The 14,774-nt window shown below is 67.8% G+C and carries 16 protein-coding genes; 4 read left to right on the top strand and 12 right to left on the bottom strand.

Annotated elements, in window-relative coordinates; genetic code table 11:
* Nucleotides 1–53 precede the first annotated feature (53 nt).
* A complete protein-coding gene (locus tag CDOO_RS05115; protein ID WP_020384670.1) occupies nucleotides 54–1,616 on the bottom strand; it encodes an aspartate:alanine exchanger family transporter in 1,563 nt (520 codons plus the stop codon).
* 135 nt (nucleotides 1,617–1,751) lie between these two features.
* Between CDOO_RS05115 and CDOO_RS05110 the strand changes: the two genes are divergently transcribed.
* A complete protein-coding gene (locus tag CDOO_RS05110; RefSeq protein WP_038573695.1) occupies nucleotides 1,752–2,696 on the top strand; it encodes an alpha/beta hydrolase in 945 nt (314 codons plus the stop codon).
* Here CDOO_RS05110 and CDOO_RS05105 read toward each other — a convergent pair.
* A complete protein-coding gene (locus tag CDOO_RS05105; RefSeq protein ID WP_018022655.1) occupies nucleotides 2,693–3,211 on the bottom strand; it encodes a DnaB-like helicase N-terminal domain-containing protein in 519 nt (172 codons plus the stop codon). The genes CDOO_RS05110 and CDOO_RS05105 overlap by 4 nt on opposite strands.
* A gap of 44 nt (nucleotides 3,212–3,255) precedes the next feature.
* Between CDOO_RS05105 and CDOO_RS05100 the strand changes: the two genes are divergently transcribed.
* Complete coding sequence (locus CDOO_RS05100; RefSeq protein WP_018022654.1) at nucleotides 3,256–4,590, top strand: Fic family protein; 1,335 nt, start codon at nucleotides 3,256–3,258, stop codon at nucleotides 4,588–4,590.
* Here the strand turns inward: CDOO_RS05100 and CDOO_RS05095 are convergent.
* From CDOO_RS05095 to CDOO_RS05085, 3 genes are all read right to left on the bottom strand, one after another.
* The gene (locus tag CDOO_RS05095) at nucleotides 4,587–5,474 is read right to left on the bottom strand and encodes an alpha/beta fold hydrolase (protein WP_018022653.1); all 888 of its coding nucleotides are present in this window, start codon (nucleotides 5,472–5,474) and stop codon (nucleotides 4,587–4,589) included. The genes CDOO_RS05100 and CDOO_RS05095 overlap by 4 nt on opposite strands.
* An 89-nt stretch (nucleotides 5,475–5,563) precedes the next feature.
* Complete coding sequence (locus tag CDOO_RS05090; RefSeq protein WP_026159458.1) at nucleotides 5,564–7,003, bottom strand: GuaB1 family IMP dehydrogenase-related protein; 1,440 nt, start codon at nucleotides 7,001–7,003, stop codon at nucleotides 5,564–5,566.
* A 68-nt stretch (nucleotides 7,004–7,071) separates the two neighbouring features.
* Complete coding sequence (locus CDOO_RS05085) at nucleotides 7,072–7,596, bottom strand: O-acetyl-ADP-ribose deacetylase (RefSeq protein ID WP_018022651.1); 525 nt, start codon at nucleotides 7,594–7,596, stop codon at nucleotides 7,072–7,074.
* Nucleotides 7,597–7,638: 42 nt separating this feature from the next.
* Between CDOO_RS05085 and CDOO_RS05080 the strand changes: the two genes are divergently transcribed.
* Entirely contained in the window at nucleotides 7,639–8,265 is a 627-nt protein-coding gene (locus CDOO_RS05080) for an MBL fold metallo-hydrolase (RefSeq protein ID WP_018022650.1), read from the top strand.
* A 15-nt stretch (nucleotides 8,266–8,280) separates the two neighbouring features.
* Entirely contained in the window at nucleotides 8,281–8,835 is a 555-nt protein-coding gene (locus CDOO_RS05075) for a protein-L-isoaspartate O-methyltransferase family protein (protein WP_018022649.1), read from the top strand.
* Here the strand turns inward: CDOO_RS05075 and CDOO_RS13235 are convergent.
* The 7 genes from CDOO_RS13235 to CDOO_RS05040 form a co-directional block, all read right to left on the bottom strand.
* Nucleotides 8,819–9,874 (bottom strand): GNAT family N-acetyltransferase, encoded by a 1,056-nt coding sequence (locus tag CDOO_RS13235; protein WP_018022648.1) that lies wholly within the window; start codon nucleotides 9,872–9,874, stop codon nucleotides 8,819–8,821. The genes CDOO_RS05075 and CDOO_RS13235 overlap by 17 nt on opposite strands.
* A gap of 93 nt (nucleotides 9,875–9,967) precedes the next feature.
* Nucleotides 9,968–10,471, bottom strand: coding sequence for a pyridoxamine 5'-phosphate oxidase family protein (locus tag CDOO_RS05065; RefSeq protein ID WP_018022647.1), 504 nt, complete (start codon nucleotides 10,469–10,471; stop codon nucleotides 9,968–9,970).
* Between the two features lie 40 nt (nucleotides 10,472–10,511).
* Entirely contained in the window at nucleotides 10,512–11,441 is a 930-nt protein-coding gene (locus CDOO_RS05060; protein ID WP_026159457.1) for a DMT family transporter, read from the bottom strand.
* Between the two features lie 91 nt (nucleotides 11,442–11,532).
* The gene (locus CDOO_RS05055) at nucleotides 11,533–12,711 is read right to left on the bottom strand and encodes a PQQ-dependent sugar dehydrogenase (RefSeq protein WP_018022645.1); all 1,179 of its coding nucleotides are present in this window, start codon (nucleotides 12,709–12,711) and stop codon (nucleotides 11,533–11,535) included.
* A gap of 54 nt (nucleotides 12,712–12,765) precedes the next feature.
* On the bottom strand, nucleotides 12,766–13,530 hold the full coding sequence (locus CDOO_RS05050) for an SDR family NAD(P)-dependent oxidoreductase (protein ID WP_018022644.1): 765 nt from the start codon (nucleotides 13,528–13,530) through the stop codon (nucleotides 12,766–12,768).
* 79 nt (nucleotides 13,531–13,609) lie between these two features.
* Nucleotides 13,610–14,026 (bottom strand): VOC family protein, encoded by a 417-nt coding sequence (locus CDOO_RS05045; RefSeq protein ID WP_018022643.1) that lies wholly within the window; start codon nucleotides 14,024–14,026, stop codon nucleotides 13,610–13,612.
* Nucleotides 14,027–14,085: 59 nt separating this feature from the next.
* Nucleotides 14,086–14,688: an HhH-GDP family DNA glycosylase gene (locus CDOO_RS05040; protein ID WP_018022642.1), complete on the bottom strand. Its 603-nt coding sequence runs from the start codon at nucleotides 14,686–14,688 to the stop codon at nucleotides 14,086–14,088.
* Nucleotides 14,689–14,774 lie beyond the last annotated feature (86 nt).

Here is a 14,774-nt window from a genome sequence, read left to right as displayed (position 1 = left end):
AAGTGTTTCTCCGAGTTTAGGGTTGCCTAACAGAAACTACGTGGGGTGCCAGCTCACACGAGCATGAAGGGCACCACGAGGATCTTGAGGATCAGCGCGATGGCGAACGTCGCCGAATAGCCGGCCATGATCCGGGAGTCCGAGGAGTTCTGCAGCGCGTACTGCAAGACCGCGGGCTGGCCCAGCTGGCCGGACACCGCGCCGCTGGAGCGCTGCGCGGACTGGCCGAGGAAGTACCCGCCGATGAGCACGCTTCCGCAGCCGACGAGGGCGATGATCGCCGCCAGCACGATGGTGATCAGTCCGTCGAGGGAGAACGCGGTGGAGGCGAAAGCGGGTCCGGAGGCCACGCCCACCGCGGCGAGGAAGAGCATGAGCCCGAGCTGGCGGACCGAGAAGTTGGCGCTCATGGGCAGCTGCCAGGCGAATCGACCCGTGCGGTGCAGCGCGCCGAGGATGAGGCCGATGATGAGCGGGCCGCCGGCGGCGCCGAGGGCGAAGGACGCCCCGCCCGGGAGCGGGATGGGCACGATGGCGAGGGCGAAACCCGCCGCCAGCCCGAGCGCGGTGGCGACCCAGTCCAGCGACGACGCGGTCTGCACGGAGTTGCCGAAGAAGTTCTCCACCGACTGCTGCCGGGCGGTGGGGTGCACCACCTCGACGATGTCTCCCGAGGCGAGGTGGGTGTCCTCGGTGGCGAGGACCCGCTCGTCGCCACGCCGGACCCGCAGGATCTGCGCGCCGTGGTTGCGGAAGAGCGGGAGATTGCCCACCGTGTTGCCGGCGAGATCCTGGTTGGACAGGGTGTAACGCTGGACGGTCAGGCGAGGGTTGCGCAGCCCCTGGGACGGGAGGCGCTCGCCCACGAGGTCGACGAACTCGTCCTGGTCCGCGCGGTCGATCATGACGTAGATGATGTCACCGGGCTGGAGGTCATAGGTGTTTCCCACGACCTCGTAGCGACGACCCCGCGAGACCGTGCCCACGACGAACCGGCCGTCGAGTTTTTCGCGGAGCTCGGTGGAGGAGACGGGACGGTCGACCCTCACGAAGATGCCCCGCAGCTGGGCGTCGGAGTCCCCCGCCTGGTCCCGGCCGGCCTTCCATGTCCGGTTGACCGTGAACAGCACGAGGATGATGGCCACCACGATGCCCGTGGGGTAGCCGATGGAGTAACCCACGGCGGGGAGATCGGAACCCGTCTGTTCCTGGACGAGCGAGAGCGACGGCGTCGAGGTCATCGCCCCGGCGAACGTGCCCACCGCCATCTCCCGCGAGACCCCGAGCAACGCTCCCGCGCCGACGGCCGTGACCGCAGCGAGCAGGACCGCCACCGCGTTGACCGCCATGAGCCAGAACTGGCTGCGGATGTTGCGGAAGAAGGCCTCGCCGGCCTCCAGGCCGAGCAGGTAGACGAACAACCCCAGACCGAGGCTCTGCAGCAACCCGAGCTCGGCGTCCGGGGGCGCGATGAAGGCGCCGACCGCGAGGCCGACGAACAGCGCGCCCGCCGCGCCGAACTGGATGGGTCCGAACTTGATGGCGCCGAAGGCCGTGCCCAGGGCGATGACAACGAACATGGTGATGAGGGTGTTGTCGCTGAGTATGTCGATCACGCCGGCCAACTATAGTCATACGTTTATCCATTCCGCTCACCGAGCTCTCGCCGCCCGCCCACGGGGCGTCCGGGAAAACTATGCTGAGGGCGATAGCGACAACCCGTGCCCGACCTCAAGGAGATTTCGCCCACCATGGCCGACAAAGAACCCCTCCACCCACAGATCGCCGACGCCGTGCAGCAGACCCCCGCGGCGGGCGACACCCCTCCCGAGGTCGACGCCGCACGCGCCGCCGGGCAGGAGCGGGTGCCGGACGTCGACAAGCGGGAGCCGCAGCTCGGCCTGGTCCAGGACGTCACCGCGGTGACCGACGTGGGCGAGGTGCCCGTGCGCATCTACGCCGATGACGCCACCGCCGGTCGCTACGGCGTCATCGTCTACGTGCACGGAGGAGCCTTCTTCTCCGGGTCCGTGGACACCCACGACCACGTCGCCCGCGCACTGGCCAAGGAGACCGGCAAGAAGGTCATCTCGGTCGACTACTCCCTCGCCCCCGAGGCACGGTTCCCCACCGCCATCGAGCAGATCTTCGGCGTGCTGAAGTGGATCGTGCAGCATGACGTGGAGCTCAAGTGGGACGAGGAGGTCCTCGCTCTCGCCGGCGACGCGGCGGGTGCCAACCTCGTCGCGGCCGTCACCTTCGTGGCCAAGGACTCGCACTTCCGCCGGATCACCCACCAGATCCTCTACTACCCCGCCGTGGACCTGGACTTCGACGAGGAGCGCTACGACTCCCTGAAGGAGAACGCCGAGGGGTACGGCCTGGAGACCAAGGAGCTCGCCGCGGCGACCTCCTTCTACGTCAAAAACGGTGCCGATCCCGCCGACCCGCTCGTCTCCCCCATCAAACGTAAGGATCTCCGCGGGCTACCCACCGCCCTGGTGATCACGGCGGGTTACGACCCCCTCCGCGACGAGGGCATCGCCTACGCCCAGCGCCTATCGGAGGCCGGCGTGGACGTCACCCACGTACGTTTCGAGAGCGCCAACCACGGCTTCGTGGCCCAGTTCTCGTGGATCGACGAGTTCTACGACGTCTTCCGCACCACCGCGAAGTTCCTGCGCCGCAAGGCCTAACCGCGCAGCGACTGCCGCCGCTCCCACGCCCGGCGCTGTTTCCTGCCCTCCTCGAGCATCAGCTCGAAGAGCCGGGCCTCGGGGGCCGTCTCGCCCGCATGGGTGAGCTCCGCGGCGGTGCGTTGGAAGAAACGTCGATACGAGGCGCCGAGCACCTGGTCGGCGTAGGACAGCACCGTGCCCGGCGCGGTTCGCAGCGTGCTCAGCGAGACCAGCATCGGCCCGGCGATCTGCCGGTCGATCGCGCTGTCGCTGCCCTGTTCCAGGAGCCAGCTGCGTATCGACGCCGCGTCAGCCCTCCGCCCCGCCGACCTCACCGCCACCACGGCCGCGAAGATCGCCCCGTAGTTGGTGTTGTTGAAGTCACCGGCGTCCAGCACCCCGCAGACGCGGTCGGCCCCTTCGTCCGGCGTCGGCGCCCACATGAGCGCGCAGAGCAGCATCGCCTCGGGATCCAGCATGAGCTGGTAGTAGGCGTCGTTCTCACCCTCGGGATCGGGGCCGTGGTCGGTCATGGGATCTGAGCCTACTGCGCTGACGCTCCCCTATCATCGACCTGGTGAGCACATACCAGCCCTTCCCCTCTTTCGAGCACTGGCGCACCATGGCCAACGGCCACGAGGCCTTCGACCGATATGCCGAGCAATTCCGTGCGCTCGGTGACGATGTCCGGGGCGCGCCGGTCGACAAACTCAAACGCGAGGCAGCGGTGGACACCAACGCCGTCGAGGGGATCTATTCCACCGACCGCGGGTTCACCCGCACCGTTGCCGAGCAGTCCTTCGGCTGGGAATCTGCCATGACGGAAAAGGGTGACCACGTTCGCCCGGCCTTTGACGACGTCCTGGCGAGTTTTGACTACGTACTCGACGTCGCTACCGCCCGCAGGCCACTCACGGAAGCGCTCATCCGCGAGCTTCACCAAGCCGTCGCGGCCAGTCAGTCCGACCATGAAGTACTCACCGTTGCCGGACCCCAGCGCCAGGCACTGGCTCATGGTCAGTACAAAACCATGCCAAATTCACCTACCCGCCCTGACGGCACGATCCATGCCTACGCCTCGGTGGACGACACGCCGCTGGAGATGGCGCGGTTGGTCAAAGAATGCTCCACGTCCGAGTTCGATCGGGCGCATCCGGTGGAGCAGGCCTCCTACATTCATTTCGCGTTTGTCTGCGTCCACCCTTTCGCGGACGGCAATGGCCGCGTCTCCCGCCAGCTGGCCAGCATCTATCTTCTACGTGACCCGGGTATTCCACTGGTGTTGTTCGCCGATCAGCGCACTGGATACCTCGATGCCCTCGAGGCCGCCGATGCCGGAAACGCGCGGCCGTTCATCGACTTTATCGAGCAGCGCGCCATCGATTCGATGATGACGGTTCTGGAAAGCGCCGTCCCCCACAAGGGTGCCGGAACAACTCTTGCCGAATTGGATGCTCAGGAACGCTCCCGAACGCCGGACGAGTTGGCTGGCCCCGCCCTGAGGCTGGCTGACGCAGTATTCACGGAGCTAGAAAGTCAGGTCTCCTCACTCCCGCAACAGCCGCTGACATCGCAATGCTTCAGGGGATTCATCGGTGAAGCTCCACGCCCCGCCGCCGGATACGACCTCGTCGGGGAGGAATCAACGACCTGGAACGTTTCTTTTCAGTCGCAGTTTCCCAGCATTATCCAGATCGTCAACTGCGCGGTTACCGCCTCCACAGCACCGGCCGCCGGCTACCCGACGTTCATCGTCATCGGTACCTCAGCGATCCGCCCGATGGAGATCTTCCTCCGGGATGTCGAGCCGACACTCTCTGCCAGTTTGATAACTCGGATTTCCCGCTGGTGCGAGGTCCTGCTGGCAGAACTTGCGGAACGGGCGACTGCGGAATACCGCCAGAAGCGCTAGACCCCGATCTCTCCCACGAACGCCTCGAGCCGGTCCACCACGGCAACCGGCTGCCGGGCCCAGCGGTTGTGCCCGAGATCGCCCTCGAACTGCTCGATGCGCACGTCCGCGGCGGGCAGGTTCTCCGCCATGGCCTCGCAGGAGGCGATGGGGCAGTCGTCGTCGTTGTTGTACCGGGTCAGCAGGATCGGCACGACGATCTTCTTCTGCTCCTCCGGGTAGTCCATGTCGGCCCCAGAAAGTTTGTCCAGCTTGTTGGTCCAGGAGAAGCGTGACCATTCCGCCATGTGCGGGTCGGCCTGCCGGCCGTATCCGGCGATGTCCTTGCCGGCGATGGTGCCGGGCCAGTAACCCAGCACCTTGCTCACCACCCGCATGAAGAGTGACCCGTACCGGACCCGGTTGCGGGTGGGGTTGGTGAAGGCCGGGTAGTGCGGGGATCCGGAGCCCACGCCGTACATCGCCACAACCCCCAGCTCCCGGGCTTCCGGGCGGGCGAGGAACACGGTGGCGATCTGCCCGCCCATCGAGTGGCAGAACAGCACGGTGGGGTGATCCTCCGGCAGGCCGAGCTCCTGCTTCACCGCACGGATCGTCAGCGGGTAGTCCTGCGCGGCCATGTCGTGGTATCCCCAGCGCTGGGAACGCTCCGGGTGGGCGGTGTTCTCACCCTGTCCACGCAGCTCACCGCAGACGGCGGGAAATCCCCGCGCCGCAAGCTCCTCCACCAGGGGGCGATAGTAGGACGCGCCGACTCCCAGCCCGGGCCAGACCACGATGAGCGGGCGGGCGGACGGGTCCGCCGGGCGGTGCACCGTCAGCGCGGAGACAGATCCGTCGGGCAGGGCGACCTCGACTACGGAGGTGGTTACTTCGGCGCTCATGGCGGGGGCCTTTCCTACGGGTGTTCCTGAAACTGTTTCTGAAACGACAAAGAGCCAAGTTACGCCATCGGCCGCCGCCGCGGAGGGTTTTAGCGCGTCGGCCGCGGCTTGCCCTCGGCGTAACCCGCCGCGGACTGGATGCCCACGACCGCACGCTCCTCGAAGGCCTCGACCGAGTCCGCGCCGGCGTAGGTGAAGGAGGACCGCACGCCGGAGACGATGGAGTCCACCAGGTCCTCCACTCCCCCGCGGCCGGGCTGGAGGTAGATCTTCGCCGAGGAGATGCCCTCCTCGAACATCTCGCGGCGGGCCTTCTCGAAGGCTTCGGTGGCCGTGTTGCGGTTCTCCACCGCGCGGTGGGAGGCCATGCCGAAGGACTCCTTGTACTCCCGGCCGTCGCCGTCGCGCAGGAGGTCACCGGGCGACTCGTAGGTGCCGGCGAACCACGAGCCGATCATGACGTTGGAGGCACCGGCCGCGAGAGCCAGGGCCACGTCGCGGGGGTTGCGCACGCCGCCGTCGGCCCAGACGTGTTTGCCGTACTTCTTCGCCTCGGCCGCGCACTCGAGAACCGCCGAGAACTGCGGGCGGCCCACGCCCGTCTGCATGCGGGTCGTGCACATGGCACCCGGGCCGACGCCGACCTTGATGATGTCCGCGCCGGCCTCGATGAGGTCGCGCACGCCTTCCGGGGTGACCACGTTGCCCGCGGCGACGGGGACGCCCGGGTTGAGCTCGCGCACCGTGCGCAGGGCGTCGATCATCGCCCGCTGGTGCCCGTGGGCCGTGTCGATGACGAGGACGTCCGCACCGGCGTCGAGAAGCGTCCGAGCCCGGCCGGCGACGTCACCGTTGACGCCGATGGCGGCGCCGATGCGCAGGCGGCCGGAGCCGTCGACCGCCGGGGTGTACAGGGAGTCGCGCAGCGCACCGGCGCGGGTGAGCACGCCGAGGAGCTGGCCGTCCTCGCTGACCACGGGGGCCAGCTTGCGCGAGGCCGCGTTGAGCTGCTCGAAGGCCTGGCGGGGTTCGATGCCCGCGGGCAGGGTGAACAGCGACGGGGACATGAGGTCGCCGACCTGGGCGAAGTTGTCCGCACCCTCGAGGTCACGCGCGGTGATCATGCCCACGGGACGCGACGTCTCCGGGTCGACGACGACCGCGGCACCGTGCGCGCGCTTGGGCAGGAGGTTGCGGGTGTACCCGGCGGTGTGGTGGGGCTTGACGGTGATCGGGGTGTCGTAGAGCAGGTGCGCGGACTTCACCTGGTTGATCGTCTCGGCGACGAACTCCGCGGGGACGTCCTGCGGGATGATGGCGATGCCGCCGCGGCGGGCGATCGTCTCCGCCATGCGGCGCCCCGCAACGGCGGTCATGTTGGCCACGACCAGCGGGATGGTCGTGCCGGTGCCGTCGTTGGTCGCGAGGTTGACCGACATGCGCGACCCCACCTCGGACATCGAGGGGACGAGGAAGATGTCGTCGTAGGTCAGGTCGTGCTCGGGCTGCTGATCGTTGAGAAAACGCATGGGGCCGATAATACGGGCATCGACCGGCACAAACGGAATGAGCCGCTCCATCCCGGGCGGCGGCGCTCCTAGCTCGCCGCCAACGCCTCCCCGAAGGCCGCCGCCGCGCGTTCGTCGAACGCGTAGAACGTCACCGTATCGATGTCCCCGCCCACCTCGGCCGCCATGGACCGCACGGTCTCCACCGCGATGCGGGTGGCGTCGTCCATCGGCCACCCGTAGACCCCCGCGGAGATCGCGGGGAAGGCCACGCTGCGGGCGCCGACACGCCGCGCCTCCCGCAGGGACTCCCGGTAACACGATGCCAGCACGTCCGAGTGGTCGATGGTCTTGGCATGCACCGGCCCGACGGTGTGGATGACCCACTCTGCGTCGAGGTTTCCGGCCTCCGTGGCCACGGCCTCCCCGCGCGGCAGCCCGTCCGGGTAGAGCTCGGCACGCGCCTTCTTGCACGCGGCGAGCAGTTCCGGCCCGGCGGCCCGGTGGATCGCTCCGTCGACACCTCCCCCACCCATGAGTGAGGAATTTGCCGCGTTGACCACGGCGTCGACACGCGCGGTGGTGATGTCTCCCTGCGTCACAGTGATGTCCATGCCCACCACGCTACGTGGAGGAAGTTGGCACAATGGGAAGGCATGAAGATCACCCGACGAATCCACTCCTGCGTAGAAATCTCCGACGGCGACACCACGGTCGTGCTCGACCCCGGCGGCTTCGGCACCCCGGACAACCTCGCCGAGGTCGACGCCGTCCTCATCACCCACATCCACCCCGATCACGTCGACGCGGACGCGCTCACCGCCGCCCGCGCCACCAACCCCGAGCTGCGGATCTACGGCCCGGAGGGGTTGAGGGAGCTTATCGACGCCGACTACAACGTGGTCGCCGACGGTGACACCTTCTCGCTGGGCTCACTCAACGTCGAGGTCCGCGAGACCCCGCACGAGAAGATCATCAACTCCAAGGAGCTGCCGGAGAACCTCGGATACCTCTTCAACGACACGGTGCTGCATCCCGGCGACTCGATGGCGGCGATCCCGGACATGGAGGTTGTACTGGTGCCGATCAGTGGGCCGTGGCTGCGCATGCTCATGGTCGACGAATACCTCGCGGCCCACCGGCCGAAGCGGTTCATCGGCGTGCACGACGGGGTCGACAACGACAACGGCCTCACGCTCCGGGGCGGGCTGCTCCGCCAGCTCGCCAAGGACCACGGGGTGGAGTACCTGCCGCTCAAGCCGGGCGAGTCGGTCGAGGTCTAGCGGGGCCGCACGAGCGTGAAGGTCTCCGAAGCTTTCGCCGCCGTCGACCGTCGCGAGTTCCTCCTGCCCGAGCACGTCGAGCACTACGGCGTCGACGCGCCGCTGTCCATCGGCCACGGGCAGACGAACTCGCAGCCGCGCACCGTCGCCGACATGCTCACGCTCCTCGATGTCCGCCCCGGCCACCGGGTCCTCGACATCGGCGCTGGTTCGGGGTGGTCCACCGCACTGCTGGCTACGCTCACCGGGCCCGAGGGCGCCGTGCTCGGGGTCGAACTCGTGCCTGAGCTAGTCACGTTCGGCAGCGCGAACCTGGCCAAGTTCGACTTCCCCCACGCCTCCATCAGGCAGGCAACGGACGACGTCTATGGCCTCCCCGCCGAAGCGCCCTTCGACCGGATCCTCGTCTCCGCGCAGCCGCGGGAGCTCCCCGAGGAGCTGGTCGAGCAGCTGCATCCCGACGGAGTCATGGTCATCCCGGTCGCGGGGACGATGCTCCGGGTGCTTGCCGACGGCTCGGCCACTAGACACGGGCTGTACCGGTTCGTCCCGCTCAAGCCTCGACGCTAGCCTCCCAGATTCCCTGCGCGGCCACCGCCCTTCCGCCGAGGCGCTCATTGATGGCCCTCATCCAGGAATTCTCGCTGGCGTTGGAGGTGAGAATGCGCCGGATGTGTGGGCTTGTCTCCGCGAGCTGAACGAGGTTGGCGTGCTTCATCGCCAGTCCCAGCCCGTGGCCGCGGTGTTCCTCGGCGACGTGTGTATCCGACTGTTCTGCAGCCTCTCCCCCGGCCGCCGAGTGCCTGAGTTCCGTGTAGCCGGCCAGCTCTCCGGTGCGCTTATCGACGGCCACCGTCCGCAGCATCACCCTCCCGGCCTCGGCGGCCCGTCGGTCGGCGCGCCTGATCCGCTCCGAGTCCCACTGCTCGACCTCCGTCTGCTGGTCGCCCTGCGGGATGTCGACGCTCATGGACGTGCGCAACACGACGAGGCCGTCCATGAACCGCTCCGGCGTCGCTCCCACCCAGGACTCGGTGTGGTACCCCTCGTCCGTCCTGGTACCGGCGACACTCGTCAGCGCTTCGTCGACGTCGATGGAGTAGATGATCTCGATCTGCGAGAGCTCGAAACCGTGCTCACCCAGCAGGTCGGTACAACTCGTCCGCCGCACCGCGCCCGTTCCTGTCTCCGGCGCGATCTCCCCGCCTTCGAGCGTCGCGGGCTCCAACCAGGTGAACTTGTCTCGGCCCTCCTCCGTCGCTAGCCGCTTGAGTTCCGGCCACATCTGGCGGAGCACCTCACCTTTCTCGAGACCGGGGCGAACCCGGGACTCCAGGTGCATGCGGTCGGTGTTGTCGCGGACGGGCAGGGCGGTAAGGATGAACCCGGCCAGCTCACCGTTGGTCCCCACGGCCGTGATGAGGACGCCACGCGCGGCCGCCTCGTCGGAGGTGAATGTCGCCATGAATTCCGGCGTGGGCACCAGATCTGCGAAACCGTAAGAGTCCTCGTCGGATTTCACCCACAGTGCTGCTGCCTCGCGGGCCGTGCGGCTCGGGGTGTCCGGGGTGCCTAGGTTTCGGTGAATGGTCACGTCAAACGTGGTCATGAAGAAACACTAGCCGTTGCCGGCGGGGCTCCGGAGCGGGCGCACGAGGCGATCGACTACTGTGCGCAGGATTCGCGGCCGGCGGTCAGTGCTCTACGGGGTCTCTATGCTGCGTTCCCAGCCCATCTCGGTCCTCTCATAGCGAATCCGGGTGTTTTCCTGCTTCGCGGTCGACTGCCAGAACTCCACATGTATCGGGTCGACCCGCCAGGCCTGCGCGTACTCCCCGATCGGGATCGGGGTTGCCTCGCCGCGGATGCGGACCGCGCGAATCTGTGGCTGCCACCAGAAGTTCAGCGCGGCCGCCGGGTTCGCCGTCAGTTGGGCCGCCTTGGCGCTGGCCTTGCCGGTGATGAACGTCCACCCGTTCTCATCCACGGACTGGAGGTCGACCATGCGGGCGTCAGGCAGCCCGTCGGCGTCGACGGTCGCCACGGTCATGGCCTTCGCCTCGGGGACGCCTGCGTCGACGGCCTCCCGGAACCACCGGGCGAACAGCTCGCGCGGCTCTTCCGGGAGCAGATCAAGGTCGATTGTCGGCGGGGTGCCCGTCAGCTGTGGGAGGCTGCCAAGAAAGTCAGAGCTGAGATTGGTCATAACCACCACGCTAACAGGGGCGTCGGCGGCCCGGGCGGGTTTAGACGATCCGAATCAGCACGACTCCCACCAGGATGACCACCAGTCCCACCACCTGCGTCCACTGCGGCCGGCGCCGCGGGCTGCCGAGGAGCCCGAAGGTGTCGATGAGCACGCTGCCGGTCATCATGCCCAGCAACAGCACCACCACCGTGGCTCCCGTGCCGATGACCGGCGCGAGAAACGCGCCGGCGAACACGATGATCGAGCCCAGCACCCCGCCGATCCACATCCACGCGGGGTTGCGTGCCTGACCGTCCGGCACCCGGAAACGAAACGGCGTGCGGGTCAGCAACACCAGCAGCAGGGTCGCCGCACCCGTGGCGAAGGAGAACAGCGCGGCGGCCACGGCGGATCCGAGTTCGCCACCGAGGCGGCCGTTGACCGCCGTCTGCGTCGCGGCGGCCAGTCCCATGGCGCCCCCCATGAGTCGCCACAGCCACAGAGCAGGTTCGCCCTTCCGGTCAGCCGGGGATTGGGCCCGGCTCTGGAACACATTGACCACGAGCAACACGCCCAGCAACACCGCGAGCCCACCAGCAATGCGGCTCACGCTGAGCGGTACGACCGCTGAGCCGAAGATCCCGAAGGCGTCGATGGCCAGACCCATGAGCACCTGACCCGCGATCGGCAGGACCACGGTCTGCACCCCACCGATGCGCGGAAACAGCAGGATGTTTCCCGTGAGCACAAAAACCCCGAGCATGCCGCCGATGAACGTCCACCACGGACTGCCCGCCGCCAGCCCCAGCTCGGGATAGGCACGCCCGGTGGCCACGAGCGTCGCGGCCGCCAGCGCCACCGTTCCCACAGTAAAAGAGAGCAAGGACGCCAGCAGCGGTGAGCCGACGCTCAATCGCAGCCGGGTATTCACCGACGTCTGCACCGGCAGACACGCGCCCGCCAACACCCCGAACAACACGGCCAACATTGTGTTCCTGCCTTCCTCGCACGGCGAAGCCTACGCCCCGGCCCGGGGAGCAAGGTGGGCTGTCCAGACGTCTGGACAGAATCTGCGGTTCCTACTGAGGCCTGAGTTCGCGCAGCCGCCCGTCGGCACCGTCCTCGAGGATCCAGACCGCGCCGTCGGGCGCGACCTCGACCTCGCGAATACGTGCTCCGGCATCCCACGACTCCGGGGTGCCCGTGTCTTCGCCCGCAATGGGCACCCGGACGAGCGTCTGCCCCGACAGGCCGCCGAGCAGGGCGCTGCCCTGCCAGCCCGGGAAGAGAGTGCCCTGGTAGATGGCCAGGTTGGCCGGGGAGATCGACGGATCCCAGTACGCCTTCGGGGCGCGGAAGCCGTCGCCCGCCGCGTGGTCCGGGATGGGGGTCCCGTCGTAGTTGTCGCCCATGGACACCTTCGGCCAGCCGTAGTTCCCGCCCGGCTCGATGAGGTTGAGTTCGTCGCCACCGCGCGGTCCCATTTCGCTGGCCCAGACCGATCCACCGGGGCCCTCAGCAATGCCCAGGATATTGCGGTGGCCCATTGAATAGAACTCCGCTGCCACGCCGCCCCGGTCGTACCAGGGGTTCCCTTCGGCCGGCTCGCCATCGAGGGTGAGCCGGAGGATCTTGCCCAGGTTGGTGGCCATGCTCTGCGCCGGCGCACCCTTCTGACGCTCCCCCGAGGTGACAAAGAGGTGATCGCCCTGGATGAGCAGCCGGAGGGAGAAGTGGCCGTCGCCGGTCGAGGGAGCCTGCTCCCAGATCACGTCGACATCGCTGAGCGATGCCGTCTGAGTATCCAGCCGGGCGGTGGCCACCACGCCCTGCGAACCCTGGGCGTGGGGCCGTGCCCAGGAGAGATAGACGGTGCCGTCGGTGTCAAAGGTCGGGCCCGGGATGAGGTCGAAGAGCCCGGCCTTGCCCACGTCGTAGACCTCGGGGACGCCGGTCACCTCCGTGACTTCGTCCGTCTCCGTGTCGTACAACCTGATCGCGCCTGCGCGTTCGGTGACCGCCAGATAGTGGGTGCCCGGAAGGAAGGACATGGCCCAGCCCTCGTTGAAGGAACCGTGCTCGGTGACGACGAAGGATTCGCTGAGGTCGGGTGCGGTGGTCCCGGGAAGGGAGCTTCCGGAGGACAGCCGCGGCAGCGACGACCCGGAGGACAGATCCGCCGCCGACGCCACCTGCCCAGCGGCGAGAAGGGTCAACGACGTGGCGGTTGCGAGGACAGCGGGAAGGTGGCGGCGCATGCTGCCGAGATTATCAGCGCTGCGCCGCAGCGGGAATGCTTTTCTGCCGGTCGGCTATCCCGCCGCCCAGCCACCGTCGACGGGAATGATCGCGCCGTTGACGTTGCTGGCTGCCGGGGACAGGAGGAACACGATGGCCGCCGCGGTCTCCTCGGGCCGTGCGTTGCGGATGGCGGAGTCGTGGATCGGCTTGAGAATCCCGAGGCCCGCGGAGGGATCGATGCCTGCGGGATCGATCGAGCTCATGATGTTGGTGTCCACACCCCCGGGCGCCACGAGGTTGCACCGGACATTTTCCCGGCCGTAGGTGTACGCCGTGTTTTTGGTCAGCCCGGCGAGGGCGTGCTTCGAGGCCGTGTAGGCGGCGCCCGCAGCCGCGCCGCGTATCGACGCCGCAGAACCCACGTTGACGATCGCCCCGCCACCGTTCTCCCGCATCACGGGCAGCACCGCGCGGGTGAGCATGAACGGAGCGGTGACGTTGATGTTCAGGCAGCGCTGCCAGATGGCGTCGTCGGTGCCCTGCGCCCCGGCGAACTGGTCCATGACGCCTGCGTTGTTCACCAGGGCGATACTGCCTGCGCCGGCTGCGGCCACCAGCTCGTCCACCACGGCCTGATCGGTGATGTCGCCGACGACCGCCTCCGCCGCTCCCCCGGCCGCCCGGATCTCCTCCGCGACCGTGGTGGCCGAGTCCGCGATGTCGGCGACGATCACGCGCCCACCACGGGCGGCGACCTGGTGGGCGACCTGACGGCCGATCCCCGATCCACCTCCGGTGACAATGACGCTGGTTCCGGTGAAATCCTTCTCGGCCATGACGGGCTCCTCGTGTGCGGGTTCCGGTGCACCTTCCACGGTAATCCCCGACCCGGGCCCTGTCAGGGTCTACGGCGAACTAACTGGTGGAGAAGGACCACATCACACGGAACTTGTCGAAGACGGAGCCGTAGAAGTCACCCCAGGGAGCCTGCTCGAAGGGCATTCCCACCTCGCCGCCGGCGTCGACGATCTTGGCGATGAGCTCGCGGCCCTCCTCCGGGGAATCCACGGTGACCAGCAGAGAGTAGGCGGTGCCCTCGACCGGGTAGGTGTTCTCCGGATCCATGGAGTCCCCACCGGCGATCGATCCACCGGGGAAGTTCAGGGTGGCGTGGGCGACGGCGTTCGGGTCCGGCTCGAAGGGCATGCCCTCCATGGGCTGATCGGCGTACTTGAGGATGTTCAGCTCGCCGCCGAAGACCTCGTGCCAGTGGGTGAAGGCCTCGGCCGTCTGGCCGGGCAGGGAGATGTAGGCGGACACACGTGTGGTCATGATCGGGGGTTCCTGTCTGCTGGTTTGTTGGTCGCCGCCGATCCTAGTGCGGTCGGCCGCTATCCGGCCGTCTTGTCCAGGGCGACGCGCACCAGCGCCGCGGCCAGGCGCGGGAGATCCTCCGGGTCGACGAGTTCGGCGAGGTCGTCGGCGGACTCGGGCAGGCCCAACTTCTTCGCGCCTTCGATGGCTTTCTTGTCAAAGACCGGCGCGACCTCCGGCCATATGCCCTGCACCTCGCGGAGGAACATGTCGGCGCAGGCCGGGCCGACGCCGTCGAATTTCTGCAGCTTCTTGGCCACGTCCGGTCCCCGCAGCTCACGCAGGTCGCCGTCGTACTCGTCCGTGAGCACCCGGGCGAGTTTCTTCAGGTAGGTGGTGGAACTTTCGTCGTAACGCGCGTACCCCGCGCGCCCGAACGCCGAAAGGAACGTCGACCGCGGGGCGGACAAGACCTTCTCGGGGGTGCCCAGGCCCTGTTTGTTCAGCTCCCGGAGGGCGGCCACGGCGATATCGGCGGAGATCGGTTTGGCCTGGAGCATGCACAGCGTGAGCAGGCGAAACAGCGCGGACGGCTCGTCGCGCACCGTGATGTGCGCCTGTTCGGCGAAGGTCTCGCCACGTTCCTCCAGCAGCTTTCGGACGGTGTCTCGGTCACTCATGGGCCACAACCCTACGTCCATTCCGCCGCGCGCAAAAAGGCGTAGAGTCGACCGACACATACCCACTCGATGAAGGAGGACATCTC

It is taken from the genome of Corynebacterium doosanense CAU 212 = DSM 45436 (assembly GCF_000767055.1).
Classification (GTDB): Bacteria; Actinomycetota; Actinomycetes; order Mycobacteriales; family Mycobacteriaceae; genus Corynebacterium; species Corynebacterium doosanense.
Note: the sequence above shows the minus strand (reverse complement) of the source record. Positions and strands in the feature narration are given on the sequence as shown.